Source organism: Brevundimonas sp., assembly GCF_050729455.1.
Taxonomy (GTDB): domain Bacteria; phylum Pseudomonadota; class Alphaproteobacteria; order Caulobacterales; family Caulobacteraceae; genus Brevundimonas.
In genome coordinates this window covers 86,873-109,507 of the sequence record NZ_JBOHLI010000001.1, presented here as the reverse complement: position 1 = coordinate 109,507, position 22,635 = coordinate 86,873, and the positions used below count along the sequence as shown (strand labels likewise).

The window sequence follows — 22,635 nt, the reverse complement described above, 5'->3', positions numbered from 1 at the left end:
CGCGACGTAGCTTGACCGATCATCGAATTCGTGGCGAAGCGGGTCCACGGCACGGGTGCATCACGTGACTGCTTGCCGCTGGCCGCGCCGTCCATGGGAGATTGCCCAGTGAAACAAATTCCGCTGATCGTTTCGGCGGCGCTGGCCCTGACGGCATGCGCGTCCGCACCGTCGCCTGTGCCTATGCCTGCGGCGGCTCCTAGGCCAGAGGCCCGCTCCTATCACGTGAGCGACAACGCGTCGGCCGATGTGGACGCTGCTTTGGCGCGCGCCAGACAGTCGGGCAAGCGGGTTCTGTTGGTGATGGGAGCTAACTGGTGCAGCGACAGCCGCGCCCTCGCCGGTTGGCTGGTTACTGATCGCTTCGCCGAACTCATCGAACGCAAATACGAACTGGTTTTCGTGAACATTGGGATGCCCAAAAGCGGTGACGGACACAATCTGGGCATCGCGCGTCGTTTCGGCGTTCCGGAGTTGCCTGGTCTGCCGAATGTACTGGTGCTTACGAGTGACGGAGTTCTGGTGAACCCGACGACCGCAACCAGCTGGCGAAATGCCGAGAGCCGTACAGGTGATGCGATCTACGAGGAGTTGGCGACCCTAGCCGATCTGAGAGTCTGACCCGGAAGACCCGTCGACCATGCGGCGGCTGCCGACATTGCTGACGTGAGCTGCTTCTGTCCTATCTTGAGCCGCTGCGACAGATTGCAAAGCTGGCAAGGCGATTGAGCCTGTCAGGTTCACGCCAATACGAGACATTCACCGCCAGCCGAGAATGAGAAGTTATCGACCACCTTCCCAAGGAGCGGGTTGGCTTGGTGGAAGCGCCACGGGCTAATGCAGACCCTGTCATGGATTGGAGTTCATTGGCTGTCCGTTCCGGGCCTTGCTAGACGAGAATCAATCGGGTCGTTTTCGGGGGAAACGCGTGCGAAGAATTCATCAAGGCCTGTCAGCCGTCCTTCTGGCCAGCCTCGGCGCTTTTGCGACCATCTCAGTCGCCGAGGAGGCGACGCCCTCGCCCTTCCCTTCCCGCCTCGCCCAGGTGATCGCGCCTATGGACGTCAATCCGGACGACCTGTCAGGCGCAGGTGCGCTCATCCTGTCCCAGGCCGTCGCCGCCAGCCGCTACGTCCTGATCGGCGAAAGCCACATGACCCGCGAGATCCCGGCGTTCACAACCCAGATCTGCCGCCTGATGGCGCCCTCTGGCCTGACCGCCATGGCCATCGAAGCCGGCCCGGAAGCGGCCCGCGTTGTCGATGCAGTCATGCGATCAGACGACCGAGAAACCCGGATCGCCGATTTCCTGCGCGCGCATCCAGACGGCATCGCCTTCTTCAACGGACGCGATGAAGTTCGGATGGCGGGCGATTGCGCCGCCGCCGCCGGATCGGATTTCCAGCTCTGGGGACTGGACCAGGAGTTCCTCGGATCCAGCGGCCACCTGCTTCAGGAAATGCTGGCCTCCGGGCCAGGGCCCCTCGCCCGTGCCGCCCTGACCGATCTGGCTACGCAGGATCAGAACGCGACCACCGCTGCGCTCGCATCAGGCTCGCCCGGCGACCTCTTCCTGCTCTCGGGCACGCAGAAGGATCTCGATCAAGCGGCCGCCGCGGTCGCGCAGGATGGCGGGGAGCGCGTTCAGTATCTCTTTGGTCTGCTGACGGAAACTCGCGCCATCTACCAGGCGTCGCAGGCTCGCCAGGGCGACCCCAACGGACGCCGCGCGCGGCTGATGAAGCGCACCTTCGCCGGCCACCTCGCCGAAAATCCCGGTGCGCGTGTCCTGATGAAGTTCGGCGCCTGGCATTTCTACAAGTCGCTCAATCCGCTCAATCAGCGCGACCTCGGCGCCTATGTGGCCGAGCGCGCCGACGGTGAAGGCGTCACGGCCCTGCATATCATCGTGCTGGGAGCCAAGGGCTCGGAGGCCGGTTATAGCGGCGTCGGGCGGCCCGCCACCGCGCGCGCCTTCAACATCGCAGACGACGAGGCACCGGATTGGCGCAAGGATGTCGCCCTCGCGCAGCCGGCTGACGCCGCGCCGGGATCGTGGATGCTGGTGGATCTCAGGGCTCTCAGGGCCGAGGGCCTGGCGTCCGCACCGCCGGAATGGCGTGAACTGGCGCTCGGCTATGATATCGCCATTCTGGCCCCGACATTCACCGCAACCAGCCTGCTCGGCGTAGAGGAAACGGCGACGCGCTGATCCGCCCTCCTCCCTCAAGGCCAGCTCTGCGCCAGTTGCAGACATTGGCCTCATTCCTCGAACACGACAGTCAGTACGCACAAATTAGCGCCGCCTTGATGCCTATTCGAGCGCGCGTCGTTTTTCGACCAGGAAGTCCACCAGAGCTCTCATCTTGGGCGCCATCTGCTCGCGAGAGGGCAGATAGAGATCGAAGCCGTCGAAGGGCGGACACCAGTCGTCCAGAACGCGGATCAGGGCGCCGGCGGCGACATGTTCGCGCACGACGCAGTCCATGTGCTGGACCAGACCCAGGCCCTGGAGCCCGGCGCTGAGCATGGTCTCGTCCGCGTTGGTGACGAAGGGACCGTGCGGCTCGATGGTGAAATCCTGCCCCGTGGCGGGGTCGCTGAATTCCCACTTCATGATCGGCCCCTGGACGCCGGGTCGGAAGGCGACGCAGTCGTGGGCGCTCAGATCATACGGCGTCTGCGGCGCCGCGCGTCCGGCCAGATAGGCGGGCGAACCCACCACCACCAGGCGCATGGGCGGGCTGATCGGCACGGCGATCATGCTGTCCGCCACCGCCTCGCGCAGGCGGACGCCCGCGTCGCAGCCCTCGCGGATGATGTCGCCCAGACCGTCGTCGATCACCAGTTCCAGACGAACCTTGGGATAGCGCCTGTGGAACTCCCCCAGATGCGGCTCGATGAACTGTCGCGCGGCGAGGCGCGAGGTGGAGATGCGGATTTCGCCGGCCGGCTGCTCCCGGTCGTCGTCGAGGCCGATCACCGCCTGGGAGATGACGGCCAGGGCCGGTTCGATCCGCGACAACAGCAGGCGCCCCTCCTCCGTCACCGACACCGATCGGGTCGAGCGGTTCAGCAGGCGCACCTCCAACCGCTCCTCCAGCGTCCGCAGGGTCTGGGACAGGGCCGAGGGCGAGACGTTCAACCGCCGGGCGGCGGCGGTGAAGCCGCCCTCGCGGGCGACCTCGGCGAAGGCGGCGAGCGCCGGAAGCAGGGTGCGGTCCATGCGCCCATTATGAAGGCAAACTTCAAGCTGATTGAAGAGGAGCCCGATTTTTCCGCCCAGGGGGCAGGACTAGGTTCGCTTCATCGAAACGCCCGCCGCCTCGACGGGCCGAGCGCAGGAGCATCCCCATGCAGAGCGTCACCATCCAGAACCCCGACATGGCCTGGTCTATCGCGGCCGACATCCGCTTCCCGCCGGGCTTCGACGAAACCAAGACCCATCCGACCATCGTCAGCGTCCACCCGTTCGGAAGCTGCAAGGAACAGACGTCGGGCAATGTCTACGGCCAGGGCCTGGCCGAACAGGGCTTCGTGGTCATCGCCTATGACGCCAGCTTCCAGGGCGCGTCGGGCGGTTCGCCCCGCTGGATCGAAGACCCGACCCAACGGGTCGAGGACATCAGCCGGGTCATCGACTACGCCGTCACCCTGCCCTACGTCGACGCCGACCGGATCGGTGTGATCGGCGTCTGCGGCGGCGGCGCCTACGCCATCAACGCTACCCTGACCGAGAAGCGCATCAAGGCCGTGGTCAGCATCACCGGCGTCAACGTCGGCCGCCTGTTCCGCGAGGGCTTCAGCAGCTACGACCCGCTCGGCGCCCTGAACGCCATGGCGGCGCAGCGCACGGCCGAGGCGCGCGGCGGCGACCTTCAGGTCAATGAACTGCTGCCCGCCAGCCCGGAGGCCGCCACGGCAGCAGGCCTGACCGAGCGCGACGTGTTCGAGGCCACTGACTACTACAAGACCCCGCGCGGCCAGCAGGAAGGCGGCGCCACCCGGATGCTGTTCTCGCACGCCCAGAAGACCCTGGCCTGGGACGCCTTCGCCTTCGCCGAGACCCTGCTGACCCAGCCGGTCATGGTGGTCATCGGACAGAAGGTCGGAGCCTTCGGCGCCTATCGCGACGGCATGGAAGTCTACGGCCGCGCCGTCGCCTCCAAGGACCGCCGCCTGGTCTCCCTAGCCGACTGGTCGCACTACGACCTTTACGACAAGCCCGAGCCCGTCGCCCTGGCGATGGCCGAGCTGGTTCCCTTCTTCAAGACCCACCTGTGATCGAGACGCCGGGGCGTGGCTACGTCCCGGCTCCCCCATCCAGACCGGACACACGAACCATGACCACCGAGACCACAAAGGCGCTCATCCTGGGCGCCGGCGGCCAGATCGCCCGCTGGGCCGTCATGCTGGGCGACCGCGACGACGTGGCCCAGACCCTCTATCTGCGCACCCCGGCCAAGCTGGACCGCACCCCGCCCGCCAACGCCCGCGTCGTCCAGGGCGACGTGATGGACGCCGAGACCCTGAAAGCCGCCATGACGGGCCAGGATGTCGTGTTCGCAGGCCTTTCCGGCGACATGGACGCCCAGGCCGAAGCCATCGTCGTGGCGATGAAGGAAACGGGCGTGAAGAAGCTGATCTTCGTCACCTCGCTCGGCGTCTATGACGAGGTTCCGGGCCGGTTCGGCGAGTGGAACCGGCGCGAGATCGGCGCCTATCTGCCGCCCTATCGCCGGGCCGCCGACATCGTCGAGGCATCCGGTCTGGATTACGCCGTCCTGCGCCCCGCCTGGCTGACCGACGCCGACGAGGTCGCCTTTGAGACCACGACCCGCGACGGGCCGTTCAAGGGCACCATCGTCTCGCGCAAGAGCGTCGCCGCCCTGGCCGTCGATCTGATCCTGAACCTTGAGCGCATCACCGCCCTGAACCTGGGCGTCAACAAACCGAACACCGACAGCGACGCCCCGGATCTGCAGGGCTGACCGCCGCCCCTTCAATCCGTTTCAGACCAACTCGCCCCTATCGCTGCACCCTGGGATCGCCGAACATTATCGCCGTGTGGTGGGCGATCTCGCCCAGGCGCTGCATCGCAGCGACAGCGAGGCGGCGGCCGAAGCTCGCGACCTGGTACGCCGGCTGATCGAGACGGTCGTGGTCACGCCGCTGCCGGAGCGGGGCCAATACGGGCTGACCGTCAAAGGACAAATCGCCGCCCTGGTAGGCCAGGACGGCGATTGTACTACTGTAGTGGGTGCGGGAGCAGGATTTGAACCTGCGACCTTCAGGTTATGAGCCTGACGAGCTACCGGGCTGCTCCATCCCGCGGCAAGGCGGTGTGTGAAGGAAGAATGTGGTTCGAGACCTGTCCTCAAGTAGCCCGAAGGGCGATAGGACAAGTGAGAAGACTGTTTTATGTGTTCGGTAGACCCCGCGGCGACCTACTCTCCCGCGCCTTGAGACGAAGTACCATTGGCTCTGGAGGGCTTAACGACCGAGTTCGAAATGGGATCGGGTGTGGAACCTCCGACATAGCCACGGGGTCAACCGAACACATAAAGCAGAGAAGACATCGTCGCGTTTTTTATATCGGCAAGTAAAACCGAATGAGTTTTGCTGAGAAACGATCAAGCCGATCGGATTATTAGTACCAGTAAGCTTCATGCGTCGCCGCACTTCCACACCTGGCCTATCAACGTGGTAGTCTTCCACGATCCTCAGCGAAGCCTTGTTTTGAGGTTAGTTTCCCGCTTAGATGCTTTCAGCGGTTATCTATTCCATACTTAGCTACCCTGCTGCGCGGCTGGCGCCACGACAGGTCCACCAGAGGTATGTCCATCCCGGTCCTCTCGTACTAGGGACAGATCCTCTCAAGCTTCGAACACCCACGGCAGATAGGGACCAAACTGTCTCACGACGTTCTGAACCCAGCTCACGTACCACTTTAAATGGCGAACAGCCATACCCTTGGGACCTGCTCCAGCCCCAGGATGTGATGAGCCGACATCGAGGTGCCAAACTTTGCCGTCGATATGGACTCTTGGGCAAAATCAGCCTGTTATCCCTAGAGTACCTTTTATCCGTTGAGCGATGGCCCTTCCACTCGGGACCACCGGATCACTATGGCCGACTTTCGTCTCTGCTCGACTTGTCAGTCTCGCAGTCAGGCGGGCTTATGCCATTGCACTCGACGACCGATTTCCGACCGGTCTGAGCCCACCATCGCGCGCCTCCGTTACACTTTGGGAGGCGACCGCCCCAGTCAAACTACCCACCACGCCATGTCCCGGATCCGGATAACGGATCTCGGTTAGACGTCAACGACAGTAAGGGTGGTATTTCAAGGATGGCTCCACCAGAGCTGGCGCCCCGGTTTCATAGCCTCCCACCTATCCTACACATACGGTCGCTAACGCCAAGGCGAAGCTATAGTAAAGGTTCATAGGGTCTTTCCGTCTGACCGCGGGAACCCCGCATCTTCACGGGGAATTCAATTTCACTGAGCCTGTGCTGGAGACAGTGGGGAAGTCGTTACGCCATTCGTGCAGGTCGGAACTTACCCGACAAGGAATTTCGCTACCTTAGGACCGTTATAGTTACGGCCGCCGTTTACCTGGGCTTCAGTTCGGAGCTTTCACTCCTCCCTTTAACCTTCAGGCACCGGGCAGGCGTCAGACCCTATACGTCGCATTGCTGCTTCGCAGAGCCCTGTGTTTTTGCTAAACAGTCGCTACCCCCTGGCTTGTGCCACTCATTCCTGCTTGCGCAGGGTGAGTCACGCTTATTCCGAAGTTACGCGTGCAATTTGCCGAGTTCCTTCAGCACAGTTCTCTCAAGCGCCTTGGTATGCTCTACCTGACCACCTGTGTCGGTTTCGGGTACGGTCTCTGCTGGAGTTATTTCCAGGGACAACGCCCCTGCAAGGACAATCCAATAAGCCCTTACAAGTTATGCCATCCGTCACTTCCAGCTGGTGCAGGAATATTTACCTGCTTCCCATCGACTACGCTTTTCAGCCTCGCCTTAGGGGCCGACTAACCCTGCGCAGATTAGCTTTACGCAGGAACCCTTGGTCTTTCGGCGACAGTGTTTCTCACACTGTTTATCGTTACTCATGTCAGCATTCTCACTTCCGATACCTCCAGCCAACCTCACGGTTGACCTTCACAGGCTTACGGAACGCTCCGCTACCGCTTGCAGTAAACTGCAAACCCATATCTTCGGCGCATGGCTTTAGCCCCGTTACATTTTCCGCGCAGGATCGCTTGATCAGTGAGCTGTTACGCTTTCTTTAAAGGATGGCTGCTTCTAAGCCAACCTCCTGATTGTCAAAGCAATCCCACATCGTTTCCCACTTAGCCATGACTTGGGGGCCTTAGATGATGGTTAGGGTTGTTTCCCTTTTCACGACGGACGTTAGCACCCGCCGTGTGTCTGCCCGATAGTTCTCTTGGGTATTCGGAGTTTGGTTAGTATTGGTACCGCTCGCGCAGCCCGCAACCATCCAGTGCTCTACCCCCCAAGGAATTCGTCGGACGCTCTACCTAAATAGATTTCGCGGAGAACCAGCTATGTCTAGGTTTGATTGGCCTTTCACCCCTATCCACAAGTCATCCCAGAATTTTTCAACATTCACGGGTTCGGTCCTCCAGTTAGTGTTACCTAACCTTCAACCTGCTCATGGATAGATCACCTAGTTTCGGGTCGTCATACGTCGAACTTAGCGCCCTATTCAGACTCGCTTTCGCTGCGCCTACACCTAACGGCTTAAGCTTGCTCGACACATGAAGTCGCTGACCCATTATACAAAAGGTACGCCGTCACCCCGCTTGGGGGCTCCGACTGCTTGTAGGCTTCCGATTTCAGGATCTGTTTCACTCCCCTTGTCGGGGTGCTTTTCACCTTTCCCTCACGGTACTTGTTCACTATCGGTCGTAGAGGAGTACTTAGGCTTGGAGGGTGGTCCCCCCATGTTCAGACAGGATTTCACGTGTCCCGCCCTACTCGAGTCTCTTGCTGTTTGACGGCTACGGGGCTGTCACCCGCTATGGCCAAGCTTTCCAGCTTGTTCGCCTTTATTTCACAAGAGCACTGGCCTGGTCCCGGTTCGCTCGCCACTACTACGGGAGTCTCGGTTGATGTCCTTTCCTCCGGTTACTGAGATGTTTCAGTTCACCGGGTTCGCTTAATGAAGCCTATGTATTCAGCTCATTATACCTTTAAACAACCTACCAATCGCTGCTCCGAAAAGCAGAGTTGGAAGACTGTAAAGGTGGGTTTCCCCATTCGGAAATAGCCGGATCAAAGGGTGCTAGCGCCTCCCCGGCTCTTATCGCAGCTTGCCACGTCCTTCATCGCCTCTCTACGCCAAGGCATCCGTCAGAAGCCCTTCAACGCTTGATCGTTTCTCAGCAAAACCCATGCATAGGCTACCCGGGGGATGGAAAGAGGTATCCGCCGGACCTACACCTGGTTTTACTTGCCAGACGATGTCTTCTCGAACCTGTCCTGAAAGCCTATGAGGGGCCGGACAAATTCTTCCTTCACAATGTCAATGCAGCCAACCATGCGGTTGGATGCAAACCTGTCAGATCGCGGTGTGCCTATCACCCGGTGCGCTCAAATCAGCGCTCTCAAGGAGTGATGGTGGAGCCAGACGGAGTCGAACCGACGACATCCTGCTTGCAAAGCAGGCGCTCTACCAACTGAGCTATGGCCCCATTAGGGAACAAGCCGGGAGAACCGTCGACGATGCCACGGACCAGCTCGGAGGCTGGTAGGCCCGGGCAGACTCGAACTGCCGACCTTACGCTTATCAGGCGTACGCTCTAACCACCTGAGCTACGGGCCTATGGCGGCACGACAGCCAGGCTGAAGAGCCCAGGCTCGCGATCGCGTCACCAACTACAAAACCCGAATGGTTCTGGCGTCGATGACGGAATGAGGAAAGAGAAACGGAGACGGCGGCGTCCCGCATAATGTCAGTGTGCCTAAGCACACGACTAAATCGGAGCCTCAATAATGTCTCGTGAGAGACACTGGAGAAGCATCCTTAGAAAGGAGGTGATCCAGCCGCAGGTTCCCCTACGGCTACCTTGTTACGACTTCACCCCAGTCGCTGACCCTACCGTGGTCGACTGCCTCCTTACGGTTAGCGCATCGCCTTCGGGTAGAACCAACTCCCATGGTGTGACGGGCGGTGTGTACAAGGCCCGGGAACGTATTCACCGCGGCATGCTGATCCGCGATTACTAGCGATTCCAACTTCATGCCCTCGAGTTGCAGAGGACAATCCGAACTGAGACGACTTTTAAGGATTAACCCTCTGTAGTCGCCATTGTAGCACGTGTGTAGCCCACCCTGTAAGGGCCATGAGGACTTGACGTCATCCCCACCTTCCTCCGGCTTAGCACCGGCAGTCCCATTAGAGTTCCCAACTAAATGATGGCAACTAATGGCGAGGGTTGCGCTCGTTGCGGGACTTAACCCAACATCTCACGACACGAGCTGACGACAGCCATGCAGCACCTGTGTCCTAGTCCCCGAAGGGAAAGCCAGATCTCTCTGGCGGTCCAGGCATGTCAAAAGGTGGTAAGGTTCTGCGCGTTGCTTCGAATTAAACCACATGCTCCACCGCTTGTGCGGGCCCCCGTCAATTCCTTTGAGTTTTAATCTTGCGACCGTACTCCCCAGGCGGATTGCTTAATGCGTTAGCTGCGTCACCGAACTGCATGCAGCCCGACAACTAGCAATCATCGTTTACGGCGTGGACTACCAGGGTATCTAATCCTGTTTGCTCCCCACGCTTTCGCGCCTCAGCGTCAGTAATGAGCCAGTATGTCGCCTTCGCCACTGGTGTTCTTCCGAATATCTACGAATTTCACCTCTACACTCGGAGTTCCACATACCTCTCTCACACTCAAGATCGCCAGTATCAAAGGCAGTTCCGAAGTTGAGCTCCGGGATTTCACCTCTGACTTAACGATCCGCCTACGCGCCCTTTACGCCCAGTAATTCCGAGCAACGCTAGCCCCCTTCGTATTACCGCGGCTGCTGGCACGAAGTTAGCCGGGGCTTCTTCTCCGGGTACCGTCATTATCGTCCCCGGTGAAAGAATTTTACAATCCTAAGACCTTCATCATTCACGCGGCATGGCTGCGTCAGGCTTTCGCCCATTGCGCAAGATTCCCCACTGCTGCCTCCCGTAGGAGTTTGGGCCGTGTCTCAGTCCCAATGTGGCTGGTCATCCTCTCAGACCAGCTACTGATCGTCGCCTTGGTGAGCCATTACCTCACCAACTAGCTAATCAGACGCGGGCCGCTCTAAAGGCGATAAATCTTTCCCCCGAAGGGCACATTCGGCATTACCACCCGTTTCCAGGAGCTATTCCGAACCTAAAGGCACGTTCCCACGTGTTACTCACCCGTCCGCCACTAACCCCGAAGGGTCCGTTCGACTTGCATGTGTTAGGCCTGCCGCCAGCGTTCGCTCTGAGCCAGGATCAAACTCTCAGGTTGAGTTGACTTATCTGACCTAAGCATCGCGACCCTAAGATCGCTTGGCATTAGTTCTACGTATTATTGACGAGATCCCACGTCACCAATCCGAAGATCGGTTACATGGTATGTCTTTTCAAAAAGACCGCAGATTGTCAGTGTCGACTAAAGTTCCGAAGAACTTCGCTAGGACACCGCCGCCTGCGTTTCTCTTTCCAGATCAACGATTTCAAAGACCAAGACCGGAAACTCCGGCCCCACCGTTTAGCGCCTGGTGAGCGGCGGAGGCGGTGTTTACCGCCCTTAGTTTTTGGTGTCAAGCAGTTCTTTTTAAAGAACTTTCTTTTCACCGAACCGCTCCGGGAAGGAGCGGCGGAGGCGGCTATCTAGTGAAAGCCGATCTCCGTGTCAACCGGGCTTTTCAGCCTTTCTGCAGTTTCGAAAACCGAAGCTTTCGAGGCCGCAGAAAATCGTCGGGGGAAGCGATAGAGGCTTCCCTCAGTGCTGAACCAACGATTCGATCGAAGCGCGGAGACTAGTCGAACCACCCGGCAGAAGCAAGAAGTTTTTCAACTCCCTCCCCCGCCAAAACCCCGGAAATCCAGTCCCCGAAGCCCCGTGGGCCAGCCCGTCGCCGAGCGAGGTGGCGATATACAAACCACCCCCCGACGCCACAACCCCTAAATGAGAAAAAGACGAACATTCTCAACGAACGAGAGTCGCAGAGAGCGATGCCGGCTAAAAAGTTCCCCGTGCATATATAATGTGATCGAACGTCCTCGCGGCTCGCATGGACATCATCCCCGCACCCTCAAGGCCCGACGCAAGCCGCCCATCGTGCGGCGACGCCCCGAGACCCCCACACCCCACACAACCCATCAAGGACTGGTAGAATTTTGCGTCGACACAGGAGTTCGACGGAACATTACCGGTGCAACAGCCCCAATGAGCAGGCTAATGCACTTTTCTTCCACAAATTGGGCCCGGCGGGTTGCATCGCAGCATGGGCGACGGCATAAGAGCGCCCAGTTGAAAGGTTCTCTCTTGTCCCACCGCGCCGCCATTGCTGCGATCCTGAGCCCCGCGAAAGCGGCGGCGGATCTGCGCGTGCTGTCGCTGGGCGTACTCCTTCTTTCGGTAATTCTCATTCCGCTTAGCCGAGCGGTGTGGATGCCTGCGACCTGACCTGACCCCAGCCAGAATCGCCCGCTTCACCCCGCTCCCATCCGGCAGCGGGGTTTTTCATGTGCCCAGCACAGAACCGACAGACAGAACCTTCCAAAAATCCGATGACCAAGACGCCCGACAGCAAAAAACAACCCAACGCGCGCAGTTCCGCCGTCACCCAGGGCCCGAGCCGGGCTGCGGCCCGTTCCTATCTGCGGGCGGCGGGGATGCAGGACGCCGACTTCGACAAGCCGATGATCGCCATCGTCAACACCTGGTCGACGGTCACGCCCTGCAACATGCACCTGGACCGTCTGGCCAGGGACGTGCGCGCCGGCATCGTCGCGGCGGGCGGCTATCCCGTCGACTTCAACACCATCGTGGTCACCGACGGCATCTCCATGGGCACGGCGGGCATGAAGGCCTCGCTGATCAGCCGCGAGGTCGTCGCCGACTCCATCGAGCTGGCCGTCGAAGGCCATCAGTTGGACGGCGTCGTCTGCATCGTCGGCTGCGACAAGACCATTCCGGCGGCGGCCATGGCTCTGGCCCGCATGGATATCCCCGGCCTGGTCTATTACGGCGGCACCATCCTGCCTGGCCGGATCGGCGAGAAGGAGGTCTCGGTCCAGGAAGTGTTCGAGGCCATCGGCGCCCACGGCGCCGGCGCCCTGTCCGACGAAGGCCTGAAGGCGGTCGAGAGCGCGGTCTGCCCCGGCGCCGGCGCCTGCGGCGGCCAGTTCACCGCCAACACCATGGCCATGGCCCTGTCGATCATGGGCATCTCGCCCATGGGCGCCAACGATGTCCCCGCCGTCGATCCCGGCAAGGGCGCCGAGGGCGAGCGCTGCGGCCGCCTGATCGTCGAGCGCGTCTTCGCCGGCGACACAGCCCGCAAATACATCACCAAGGCCAGCCTGAAGAACGCGGCCATCGCCGTCTCGGCCTCGGGCGGCTCGACCAATGCCGTCATGCACCTGACCGCCATCGCGGCCGAGGCCGGCGTCGACTTCGGCATCGAGGACTGCCACCAGGCCTGCGTCGAGGCTCCGGTCATCTGCGACCTGAAGCCCGGCGGCCGCTTCCTGGCCTCGCACCTGTTCGCGGCGGGCGGCACGCGCCTGGTCGCCCAGCGGCTGGCCGAGGCGGGCAAGATCGTCAACACGCCGACCGTCACCGGCCGCAGCCTGTTCACCGAGGCCGCCGAGGCTGAGGAAACGCTTGGCCAGCAGGTCGTGGCCAGCATGGACGCCCCCGTCATGGCGCGCGGCTCCTACGCCGTCATCTATGGCGACGTGGCTCCCGAGGGCGCCGTCATCAAGCTGACCGGCCACAAGGTCGACCGCTTCGAAGGCCCCGCCGCCGTGTTCGACTGCGAGGAAGACGCCTTCCGCGCGGTTCAGGACGGCTCGGTCGGCGAAGGCGACGTCATCATCATCCGCTACGAAGGCCCCAAGGGCGGTCCCGGCATGCGCGAGATGCTGCAGGTCACCGCCGCCCTGAAGGGCCGCAAGGTCGAAAACGTCGCCCTGCTGACCGACGGCCGCTTCTCGGGCGCCAGCTATGGCTTCGTCGCCGGCCACGTCTCGCCCGAAGCGGCGGTCGGCGGCCCGATTGCTCTCATTCGCGATGGCGATCCGATCGTCATCGACGTCACCAACCGAAGGATCGACGTGCTCGTCGATCTGGAGGCGCGCCGGGCGGACTTCGCCCCCAACCGGGTCCGTCCGGCGCAAGGCGTTTTCGCGAAATACCGCGCCGCCGTCGCCTCCGCCTCGCAAGGGGCCGTGACCATTCCCAATCCGCCGCCCGCTCAAACGGCAGCGACCTATTCCAACGCCCCCATCTCTGAGGACGCCTGAACCATGGCCATCACGATCTACACCAACGACGACATCAAGCCGGGCGCCATCGCCGGCCAGCGCATCGCCGTCATCGGCTATGGCTCGCAGGGCCGCGCCCACGCCCAGAACCTGAAGGACTCGGGCCATGACGTGGTCGTCGGCGTTCGCCAGGGCGGCACAGGCTGGAAGCACGCCACCGCCGACGGCGTCCCCACCGCCGAGCCGGCCGAGGCCGTCCGCGGCGCCGACATCATCGCCATCCTGACCCCGGACATGATCCAGAACGAGGTCTATCGCGACATCATCGAGCCCAACGCCAAGCCGGGCGCCGCCCTGCTGTTCGCCCACGGCTTCTCGATCATCTACGACCGCATCACCCCGCGCGACGACATGGACGTCATCCTGGTCGCCCCCAAGGGTCCGGGCGATCTGGTCCGTCGCGAGTTCGCGCGCGGCCGCGGCGTCCCCTCGCTGTTCGCCATCGAGAAGGACGCGACCGGCAAGGCGCGCGACCGCGCCATGGGCTACGCCAAGGGCATCGGCGGCGCGACCGGCGGCCTGCTGGAGACGTCTTTCCGCGAAGAGACCGAAACCGATCTGTTCGGCGAACAGGCCGTCCTGTGCGGCGGCGCCAAGGAACTGGTCATGTCGGGCTTCAACACCCTGGTCGAGGCCGGCTACCAGCCCGAGATCGCCTACTTCGAATGCCTGCACGAGCTGAAGCTGATCGTGGACCTGTTCTACGAGGGCGGCATCTCCAAGATGCACCACTTCATCTCGGAAACCGCCAAGTGGGGCGCCGTCGCCTCGGGCCCGCGCGTCATCAATGACGAAACCCGCGCCCGCATGAAGACGGTCCTGACCGAGATCCAGGACGGCACCTTCGCCAGGAACTGGATCGCCGAGAACGAGACCGGCAAGCCGCAGTACGCCGCCTGGCTGAAGGCCGACAGCGAATCCCAGATCGAGCAGACGGGCGCCCGTCTGCGCGAACGCATGGCCTGGCTGCAGACCGCCAAGTCTGAAGCCGCCTGATCCGAAAACCATAGAGTGAGTGTGATGAGCGTCGCCGCCCCGAAAACCGCCCCCGCCCCGGCGACCGTGAACGACACGGCCACTGGCGCGCGCCTGCTCGTCTCCAGCCTGGAGCGGATGGGCGTGGAGGTGGTCTTCGGCTACCCCGGCGGCGCCATCATGCCCATCTATGACGCCCTGACCGGCACGGGCCTGAAGCATATCCTGGTCCGTCACGAACAGGGCGCGGCCTTCGCCGCCGACGCCTACGCCCGCGCCTCGGGCAAGGTCGGCGTCTGCATGGCCACCTCCGGCCCCGGCGCCACCAATCTGATCACCGGCATCGCCAACGCCATGATGGATTCGGTGCCCATGGTCTGCATCACCGGCAACGTCCCCCAGGGCGTCATGGGCACCGACGCCTTCCAGGAGATCGACATCCTGGGCGTCACCCTGCCGATCGTGAAACACTCCATCCTGGTGCGCGACGCGTCGGAGATCCCGGCCGCCGTCGAACAGGCCTTCCACATCGCCGCCTCGGGCCGTCCCGGACCGGTGCTGGTCGACCTGCCCAAGGACGTCCAGTTCGCCACCGCCGTCGCCCCGTTCGGCTTCAACATCCCCAATGAGACCGCCGAGGTCGACCACGACGCCATCGCCGAGGCCGAGCGCTTCATCCGCGCCGCCGAGCGCCCGCTGATCTACATCGGCGGCGGGGTGAAGATCGGCCGCGCTGTCGAGGCCGTCCGCGCCTTCGCCGAGGCCACCGGCATCCCCGCCGTCTCGACCCTGAACGCCCTGGGCACGGTTCCGACCGACGCCCCAGGCTATCTGGGCATGCTGGGGATGCACGGCACGCGCGCCGCCAACGAGGCGGTTCAGGCGTCCGACCTGCTGATCGTCCTGGGCGCCCGCTTCGACGACCGCGCCACCGGCAAGCTGGCCGAGTTCGCGCCCCACGCCCGCGTCGTCCATTTCGACATCGACGCCTCCGAGATCGGCAAGCTGCGTGAGACCCATGTCGCGGTCGCCGGCGAGCTGAAGCCCGGCGTCGAGGCCCTGACGGCGCGCATGGCCTCCGCGCCTTTGGCCATCGATCCCTGGGTCATCCGCTGCGCCACGGCGGCCGCGCATCACGCCGCCCGCTACGACGCGCCGGGCGAAGGCGTCTATGCCCCCGCCCTGCTGAAGCAATTGTCCGAAGCGGCCGGCGACCGCTTCGTCGCCGCCTGCGACGTCGGCCAGCATCAGATGTGGGCGGCCCAGCACTGCCGCTTCTCCAAGCCGGAAGCCCACATCACCTCGGGCGGCCTGGGGGCCATGGGCTTCGGCCTGCCCGCCGGTCTGGGCGCCAAGCTGGCCGACCCGTCGGCCACGGTCGTCACCATCGCCGGCGACGGCGGCTTCATGATGAACATTCAGGAGCTGGCGACCCTGCGCCGCTACGGCGTCGCCCTGAAGATCGTCCTGCTGGACAACTCGTCGCTGGGCCTGGTGCGCCAGTGGCAGGAGCTGTTCTTCGAGGAGAACTATTCCGAGGTCGATCTGTCCGACAACCCGGACTTCGTGAAGGTGGCCGAGGCCTTCGGCGTCGAGGCCTTCCGCATCGACCGTCGCGATCAGGTCGAGGACGGCATCGCCCGCCTGCTGGCCGCCGACGGCCCCTGCCTGGCCCACGTCGTCATCAACCCCAAAGAGAACGTCTGGCCTCTGGTTCCGCCGGGCAAGAGCAACGCTGAAATGATGGAAGGCGCATGAGCATGAGCGACACCATTCACATCCAGATCGACCGGGCCGACGGCTCGCTTCAGCGTCTCATCGGCCTGGTGGAGCGCCGCGGCTTCCACATCGACGGCATGAGCATGGCGGATGAGGGCGCCTCGCGCCGCATCGCCCTGACCGTGCGCGGCCGCGACGCCGCGCGCTCCATCGACAATCTGGGCTGCCAGATCGACCGCCTGTTCGGCGTCGCTCGCATCAGCGCCCCCACCTACCAGTCCGAGGCCGCCTAATGTCCCGAGTAGAACGAGTATCCAGAACCGCCGAGATTACGGCGTCGGATCCCAACCGCGTCATCATCTTCGACACCACCCTGCGCGACGGCGAGCAGGCGCCCGGCTTCTCCATGTCGGCCGAGGCCAAGCTGAAGATGGCCCATGTCCTGCGCGACCTGGGCGTGGACGTGATCGAGGCCGGCTTCGCCGCCGCCTCGCCGGGCGACGAGGAATGCATCCGCCGCGTGGCGGGCGAGATCGAGGGACCGGTCTTCGCCTCGTTGTCGCGCGCCAACGAGAAGGACATCGACGCCTCGTTCCGGGCCCTGTCGCCCGCACCGAAATCGCACCGTCGTTGCCATGTCTTCCTGGCCACCAGCCCGATCCACCGCTCGGCCAAGCTGCGCATGAGCACCAACGAGGTGCTGGCCACGATTTCCCGCTCGGTAGAATACGCCGCCTCCATGTTCGACGACGTGGAGTTCTCGGCCGAGGACGCCTTCCGCACCGAGCCGGAGTTCCTGGCCGAGGCCCTGACGGCGGCCGCCGACGCGGGGGCCCAGACGCTGAACGTGCCCGACACCGTCGGCTACGCCACGCCAGAAGAGGCGCGTCAGCGCTTCGCCTATCTGGACGGGATCATCCGCCCGCGCCACGCCGACATCATCTTCTCGTCGCACGCCCACAACGACCTGGGTCTGGCCGTGGCCAACTCCCTGGCCGCGGTCGAGGGCGGGGCGCGTCAGATCGAGGGCGCCATCAACGGCATCGGCGAACGCGCCGGCAACGCCTCCATCGAGGAGATCATCATGGCCCTGCGCACCCGCGCGGACCGCTATGGCGTCAGCGTATCCGCCGAGAGCCGCCACCTGGTGCGGGCCTCAGAAACCCTGCGCGAGGTGACCGAGAGCGTCATCGCCCGCAACAAGGCCATCGTCGGCCTGAACGCCTTCGCCCACGAGGCCGGGATCCACCAGCACGGCATGATGGCCGACAGCCGCACCTACGAGATCATGCGTCCCGAGGACGTTGGTTTCGAGGGCAGCTACTTCGTGCTGGGCAAGCATTCCGGCCGCCACGCGGTCGGCAAGCGGGCCGAAGCCCTGGGTCACGTGTTGGAAGGCCAGCGCCTGGCCGACGTCTTCGCCGGCTTCAAGCAACGCGCCGACCAGATCGGCGAAATCAATGACGCGGAGCTGACCGCCATCATCGCGGCTGTGACAGCCGGAGCGGGCTCCGCACAAATGGACAAGACCTATGCAACCGCTGGCTAAGAATATCTGGATCAACGGCGAACTGACGCCCTGGGCCGACGCCAAGATCCACGTCATGAGCCACGCCCTGCACTACGGCACCTCGGTGTTCGAGGGCATCCGCGTCTATGACACCCCCAACGGCCCGTGCGGCTTCCGCCTGACCGACCATATCCGCCGCCTGTTCGACAGCGCGCGCATCTATCACTTCCCCCTGCCCTTCACCGAGGACGAGCTGATCCAGGCCTGCAAGGACGTGGTCCGCTCCGAGGGCCTGCGTTCGGCTTACTTGCGCCCTCTGGCCTTCCTGGGCGAGTGCGGCATGGGCGTGACGCCGTCGCCGCAGAACATCCGCACCGACGTTATGATCTCGGCCTTCCCCTGGGGGGCCTATCTGGGCGAGGAGGCCCTGGAGAAGGGCGTCGACGCCTGCGTCTCCAGCTGGAACCGCGTCGCGCCCAACACCATCCCGGCGGGCGCCAAGGCGGGCGGCAACTATCTGTCGGGCTATCTGATCGGGCGTGAGGCCCGCGTCGGCGGTTTCGGCGAAGGCATCGCCCTGGGCGTCGACGGCCGCCTGTCGGAAGGCGCCGGCGAGAACCTGTTCGTGGTCAAGGACGGGGTGCTGATGACCCCGCCCGCCGCCGCCTCCATCCTGCAGGGCATCACCCGCGACACGGTCATGAAGCTGGCCCGCGGCCTGGGCTATGAGGCTCGCGAGCAGATCCTGCCGCGCGAGGCCCTCTACGTCGCCGACGAGGTCTTCATGACCGGCACCGCCGCCGAGATCACCCCGGTCCGCTCCATCGACGGCATCCCCACCCGCGCCGCTGGGCCCGGCCCCATCACCAAGGCGGTCAACACGGCCTTCCGCGGCCTGTTCGACGGCACCACCCCCGACCGCTTCGGCTGGCTGGAGCCTATTGGAGAGGCCGCCGCCTCTCCCAAGGAGCGCGTGCATGAGCCCGCCTAGAACCCTGTATGAAAAGGTCTGGGACCGGCACGTCGTCGTGCCGGAAACGGCCGAGACGCCGGGGGTGATGTATGTGGACCTGCACCTGGTCCACGAGGTCACCTCGCCCCAGGCCTTCTCCGAAATCGAGGCGCGCGGACTGAAGGTCCGCCGCCCCGACCGCACCTTCGCCACCCTGGATCACTCGACCCCCACCCTGCCCGCCGGGCCGGACGGCGAGCGGCCCTACGTCACCGACCAGGCGCGCAAGCAGGTCGAGACCCTGGAGGCCAACTGCGCCCGCCACGGCGTCGAGCTGGCCGGATGGGGCTCGGACCAACGCGGCGTCGTCCACGTCATGGGGCCGGAGCTGGGCCTGACCCAGCCGGGCATGACGGTCGTCTGCGGCGACAGCCACACGGCCACGCATGGAGCGTTCGGCGCCCTGGCCTTCGGCATCGGCACCTCCGAGGTCGGCCATGTCCTGGCCACCCAGTGCCTGCTGCAGCGCCGCGCCAGGTCCATGCGCGTCACCGTCGACGGGCGCCTGCGCCCCGGCGTCTCCGGTAAAGATGTCGCCCTGGCCGTCATCGCCGCCATCGGCTTCGGCGGCGGCACCGGCTACGTCATCGAATATGCGGGCGAGGCCGTGCGCTCGCTGGACATGGAAGGGCGCATGACCCTGTGCAACATGTCCATCGAGGCGGGCGCGCGCGCGGGCATGATCGCCCCGGACCAGACCACCATCGACTGGCTGCGCGGCCGCAAACACGTCCCCGCCGACTACGAGGCCGCCGCCGCCGACTGGCTGAGCCTGGCCTCCGACCCCGGCGCGACTTTCGACAAGGAGGTGACGCTGGACGGCGCCGCCATCCGCCCCATGGCCACCTGGGGCACTACCCCCGACGCCGGCGCCCCCGTCGGCGCCCCGGTGCCGCAGCCCCGCTCGGATTCGGACCGCAAGGCCATCGCCTACATGGGCTTCACGGCGGGCGAGGCGACGACGGGCCACAAGGTCGACGTCGTCTTCATCGGCAGTTGCACCAACGGCCGCCTGCCCGACCTGCGCGCCGCCGCCGACGTCCTGCGGGGCCGCAAGGTCCAGCCGGGCGTGCGGATGCTGGTCGTCCCCGGCTCCGAGGCCGTGCGCCGCGACGCCGAGGCCGAGGGGCTGGACAAGGTCTTCACCGAGGCGGGCGCCGAATGGCGCATCCCCGGCTGCTCCATGTGCATCGCCATGAACGGCGACGTGGTCGGTGAGGGCCAACTGGCCGTCTCCACCTCCAACCGCAATTTCGAAGGCCGTCAGGGCAAGGGCGCCCGCACCATCCTGGCCAGCCCCGCCACCGCCGCGGCTAGCGCCGTCGCCGGCGTCCTGACCGACCCGCGCGCCTATCTGGAGACTCCCCTCATGCAGCCGAGCGCCGCGCGCTCGGCGATAGGGGAGAAACATCATGTCTGATCCGTTCAAGGTTCTGACGTCGAAGACCCTGACCCTGAGCCAGGCCAATATCGACACCGACCAGATCATCCCGGCCCGCTTCCTGACCACCACCACGCGCGAGGGTCTGGGCGCCCAGGCCTTCTACGACTGGCGCTATGAGGCCGACGGCGCGCCCAAGCCGGAATCAGTGCTGAACCGCATCGACCCGCGCGAGCACCGCATCCTGCTGGCCGGCCCGAACTTCGCCTGCGGCTCGTCGCGCGAACACGCCCCCTGGGCCCTGCTGGACTACGGCTTCCGGGCGGTGATCTCGACCGAGATCGCCGACATCTTCACCTCCAACGCCCTGAAGAACGGCTTCCTGCCCATCGTCGTCGATCAGGCGACCTGGGACGACCTGGCCGCCCATCCGGAACAGCCCGTCACCATCGACCTGGAAGCCGGCGAGATCCGTCGCGGCAATGTCGCCCCCGTCCCGTTCAAGGTCGAGGCCTTCGCCCGCCAGTGCCTGCTGGACGGCGTCGACACCCTCGGCTGGCTGCAATCCAAGCTGCCCTACATCCAGACCTACGAACGTTTCCGTGAACCGGAGTCCGCCTGATGCCCAACACTCGCACCTTCAACATCGTGGTCCTGCCCGGCGACGGCGTCGGCCCTGAAGTCACCGCCGCGGCCGAGCGCGTCCTGACCTGCATCGGCGACATCTATGGTCATAAGTTCGAGTTCACCGAGCACCTGATCGGCGGCGCCGCCATCGACGCCACCGGCCAAGCCCTGCCCGACGAAACGAAAGCCGCCTGTCTGACCGCTGACGCCGTCCTGCTGGGCGCGGTCGGCGGGCCCAAGTGGGACGGCGCGCCGGTCCGCCCGGAACAGGGCCTGCTGGCCATCCGCAAGGCGATGGGCCTGTACGCCAACCTGCGCCCCCTGCAGGTCTCGCCGGTTCTGGCCCACCGCTCGCCGCTGAAGAAGGAGATCGTCGAGGGCGTCGACCTGATCGTCTTCCGCGAACTGACCAGCGGCGTCTATTTCGGCGAGAAGACCCGCACCGAAACCAGCGCCTCGGACCTGTGCGTCTATACGGTCGAGGAGATCGAACGCGTCGCCCGCGCCGCCTTCCAGGCCGCCGGCCAGCGTCGCGGCAAGGTCACCTCGGTCGACAAGGCCAATGTCATGGAGACCAGCCGGCTATGGCGCGAGGTGGTGACCCGCATCCACGCCGAGGAGTACCCGCAGATCACCCTGGAGCACGCCCTAGTCGACTCCATGGCCATGCACCTGATCCGCAAGCCTCGCGAGTACGACGTCATCCTGACCGAGAACATGTTCGGCGACATCCTGTCGGACGAGATCTCGGTGCTGGGCGGCTCCATCGGCCTGCTGCCCTCGGCCTCGCTGGGCGCCGACGGTCCCGGCCTGTTCGAGCCGATCCACGGCTCGGCGCCGGACATCGCCGGCCAGGACCTGGCCAACCCGGTCGGCATGGTGCTGTCGGCGGCCATGATGCTGCGTCACAGCTTCGACCTGGAGGACGAGGCGGATTCCATCGAGGCCGCCGTCGCCGCCGTCCTGGCCTCGGGGGCCGTCACCGCCGATCTGGGCGGCGCCCTGGGCACGGTCGAGGCCACCCGCGCCATCGTCGACGCCATCCGCGCCATCCACTGGGCCGCCGCCCGCCACGTGCCGATGCACTGGGCCTGAGCCTCCAGCGCCTGGGCATAGATATAAAGAGAAAGGGCGGGCCTCGCGGTCCGCCCTTTTTGCATTCAGTTGTCGATCAGGCCCTGCAGCGCCGCCGCCATGCGCCGCGCCAACTCCCCCTTCTGCGTCTCGTCGAGCGAGGAATAGCCGTCCGAAAGCTCCCGTCCGATGGCCATGCCCATGATCAGGCCCGCCGCCAGACGCGCTCGGACCGGGCCGTCCGCGCCCCCGATCCAGGCGGCCAGCGGGTCGAAGAAGCGATTGTTGGAGGTCCGCTGCATGACGTCCATCGCCTTGGCCGAACCGACCGAGCGCAGCAGGATCAGCAGGCCGCGCATCCGAGCCCCGTCCCCGTCCGCCTCGCAGGGCGTCAGGTCCCCATAGACGATCTCCCGCGCCAGCCGCTCGCCGAAGTCCTCGCGCGGGCCGTCCATCAGGTCGCGGCCGTTCTTGCAGCTGTCCAGAACAGCTACGAACAGATCTTCCTTGGATCCGAAGTAGCGGCTGATCAGAGCTGCATCCACGCCGACGTCGCGCGCGACGTCGCGCATGCCGACATCATCATAGCTGTCGGAACAAAAACGCTCCCGCGCCGCTTCCAGAATCGCCTGGCGGGTCGCGTTCGCGTTACGTGGCCGGGGGACGTCGCACAGGACCAATTGGTCGCACTCCAATAAACCTTATCGCCTATATGGCTTTGTCATCAGGCGTTGACAAGCGGAACCGCGCTCATCATTAAGTCACCCGACGTTGACTGGCCGCTT

General features: G+C 64.3%; 15 protein-coding genes, 3 tRNA genes and 3 rRNA genes. 13 read left to right on the top strand and 8 right to left on the bottom strand.

Annotated features, from left to right (window positions below; translation table 11 throughout):
• Positions 1–108 precede the first annotated feature (108 nt).
• The gene (locus ACREEF_RS00465) at positions 109–621 is read left to right on the top strand and encodes a thioredoxin family protein (protein WP_431563643.1); all 513 of its coding nucleotides are present in this window, start codon (positions 109–111) and stop codon (positions 619–621) included.
• 436 nt (positions 622–1,057) lie between these two features.
• Positions 1,058–2,212 (top strand): hypothetical protein, encoded by a 1,155-nt coding sequence (locus tag ACREEF_RS00460; protein WP_431563642.1) that lies wholly within the window; start codon positions 1,058–1,060, stop codon positions 2,210–2,212.
• Positions 2,213–2,314: 102 nt separating this feature from the next.
• On the opposite strand, the gene ACREEF_RS00455 is transcribed toward ACREEF_RS00460, so the two are convergent.
• Positions 2,315–3,226: a LysR family transcriptional regulator gene (locus ACREEF_RS00455; RefSeq protein WP_431563641.1), complete on the bottom strand. Its 912-nt coding sequence runs from the start codon at positions 3,224–3,226 to the stop codon at positions 2,315–2,317.
• A gap of 128 nt (positions 3,227–3,354) precedes the next feature.
• On the opposite strand from ACREEF_RS00455, the gene ACREEF_RS00450 reads away from it, so the two are divergent.
• Together ACREEF_RS00450 and ACREEF_RS00445 are read left to right on the top strand one after the other, a co-directional pair.
• A complete protein-coding gene (locus ACREEF_RS00450) occupies positions 3,355–4,284 on the top strand; it encodes an alpha/beta hydrolase (RefSeq protein ID WP_431563640.1) in 930 nt (309 codons plus the stop codon).
• Between the two features lie 59 nt (positions 4,285–4,343).
• A complete protein-coding gene (locus tag ACREEF_RS00445; RefSeq protein WP_431563639.1) occupies positions 4,344–4,991 on the top strand; it encodes an SDR family oxidoreductase in 648 nt (215 codons plus the stop codon).
• Positions 4,992–5,257: 266 nt separating this feature from the next.
• Here ACREEF_RS00445 and ACREEF_RS00440 read toward each other — a convergent pair.
• From ACREEF_RS00440 to ACREEF_RS00415, 6 genes are all read right to left on the bottom strand, one after another.
• A tRNA-Met gene (locus ACREEF_RS00440) sits at positions 5,258–5,334 on the bottom strand.
• A gap of 100 nt (positions 5,335–5,434) precedes the next feature.
• Positions 5,435–5,549 (bottom strand): 5S ribosomal RNA (gene rrf, locus ACREEF_RS00435).
• A gap of 80 nt (positions 5,550–5,629) precedes the next feature.
• Positions 5,630–8,409 (bottom strand): 23S ribosomal RNA (locus ACREEF_RS00430).
• 241 nt (positions 8,410–8,650) lie between these two features.
• Positions 8,651–8,726 (bottom strand) — tRNA-Ala (locus ACREEF_RS00425).
• 54 nt (positions 8,727–8,780) lie between these two features.
• A tRNA-Ile gene (locus tag ACREEF_RS00420) sits at positions 8,781–8,857 on the bottom strand.
• A 205-nt stretch (positions 8,858–9,062) separates the two neighbouring features.
• Positions 9,063–10,523, bottom strand: a 16S ribosomal RNA gene (locus tag ACREEF_RS00415).
• Together the 16S, 23S and 5S rRNA genes with 3 tRNA genes alongside form the textbook arrangement of a ribosomal RNA operon.
• 1,268 nt (positions 10,524–11,791) lie before the next feature.
• Here ACREEF_RS00415 and ACREEF_RS00410 point away from each other — a divergent pair.
• From ACREEF_RS00410 to leuB, 9 genes are read left to right on the top strand one after another with little or no spacing between them, the layout of a single operon-like run.
• A complete protein-coding gene (locus ACREEF_RS00410; protein WP_431563638.1) occupies positions 11,792–13,531 on the top strand; it encodes a dihydroxy-acid dehydratase in 1,740 nt (579 codons plus the stop codon).
• Between the two features lie 3 nt (positions 13,532–13,534).
• Positions 13,535–14,548 (top strand): ketol-acid reductoisomerase, encoded by a 1,014-nt coding sequence (ilvC, locus tag ACREEF_RS00405; RefSeq protein WP_431563637.1) that lies wholly within the window; start codon positions 13,535–13,537, stop codon positions 14,546–14,548.
• Between the two features lie 24 nt (positions 14,549–14,572).
• Positions 14,573–16,285, top strand: a complete 1,713-nt coding sequence (gene ilvG / locus ACREEF_RS00400; protein WP_431563636.1) for an acetolactate synthase 2 catalytic subunit — start codon at positions 14,573–14,575, stop codon at positions 16,283–16,285.
• A 2-nt stretch (positions 16,286–16,287) separates the two neighbouring features.
• Positions 16,288–16,539, top strand: a complete 252-nt coding sequence (locus ACREEF_RS00395; protein WP_431563635.1) for an ACT domain-containing protein — start codon at positions 16,288–16,290, stop codon at positions 16,537–16,539.
• Entirely contained in the window at positions 16,539–17,795 is a 1,257-nt protein-coding gene (locus tag ACREEF_RS00390; protein WP_431563634.1) for a 2-isopropylmalate synthase, read from the top strand. The genes ACREEF_RS00395 and ACREEF_RS00390 overlap by 1 nt, the downstream gene beginning before the upstream one ends.
• Complete coding sequence (locus ACREEF_RS00385; RefSeq protein WP_431563633.1) at positions 17,779–18,747, top strand: branched-chain amino acid transaminase; 969 nt, start codon at positions 17,779–17,781, stop codon at positions 18,745–18,747. Before ACREEF_RS00390 ends, ACREEF_RS00385 begins: the two co-directional genes overlap by 17 nt.
• Entirely contained in the window at positions 18,734–20,188 is a 1,455-nt protein-coding gene (leuC, locus tag ACREEF_RS00380) for a 3-isopropylmalate dehydratase large subunit (protein ID WP_431563632.1), read from the top strand. The genes ACREEF_RS00385 and leuC overlap by 14 nt, the downstream gene beginning before the upstream one ends.
• Positions 20,181–20,771, top strand: a complete 591-nt coding sequence (gene leuD / locus ACREEF_RS00375) for a 3-isopropylmalate dehydratase small subunit (RefSeq protein WP_431563631.1) — start codon at positions 20,181–20,183, stop codon at positions 20,769–20,771. Before leuC ends, leuD begins: the two co-directional genes overlap by 8 nt.
• On the top strand, positions 20,771–21,871 hold the full coding sequence (gene leuB, locus ACREEF_RS00370; protein WP_431563630.1) for a 3-isopropylmalate dehydrogenase: 1,101 nt from the start codon (positions 20,771–20,773) through the stop codon (positions 21,869–21,871). The genes leuD and leuB overlap by 1 nt, the downstream gene beginning before the upstream one ends.
• A gap of 65 nt (positions 21,872–21,936) precedes the next feature.
• Here leuB and ACREEF_RS00365 read toward each other — a convergent pair whose 3' ends face one another.
• Complete coding sequence (locus ACREEF_RS00365) at positions 21,937–22,530, bottom strand: TetR/AcrR family transcriptional regulator (protein ID WP_431563629.1); 594 nt, start codon at positions 22,528–22,530, stop codon at positions 21,937–21,939.
• Between the last annotated feature and the right edge of the window lie 105 nt (positions 22,531–22,635).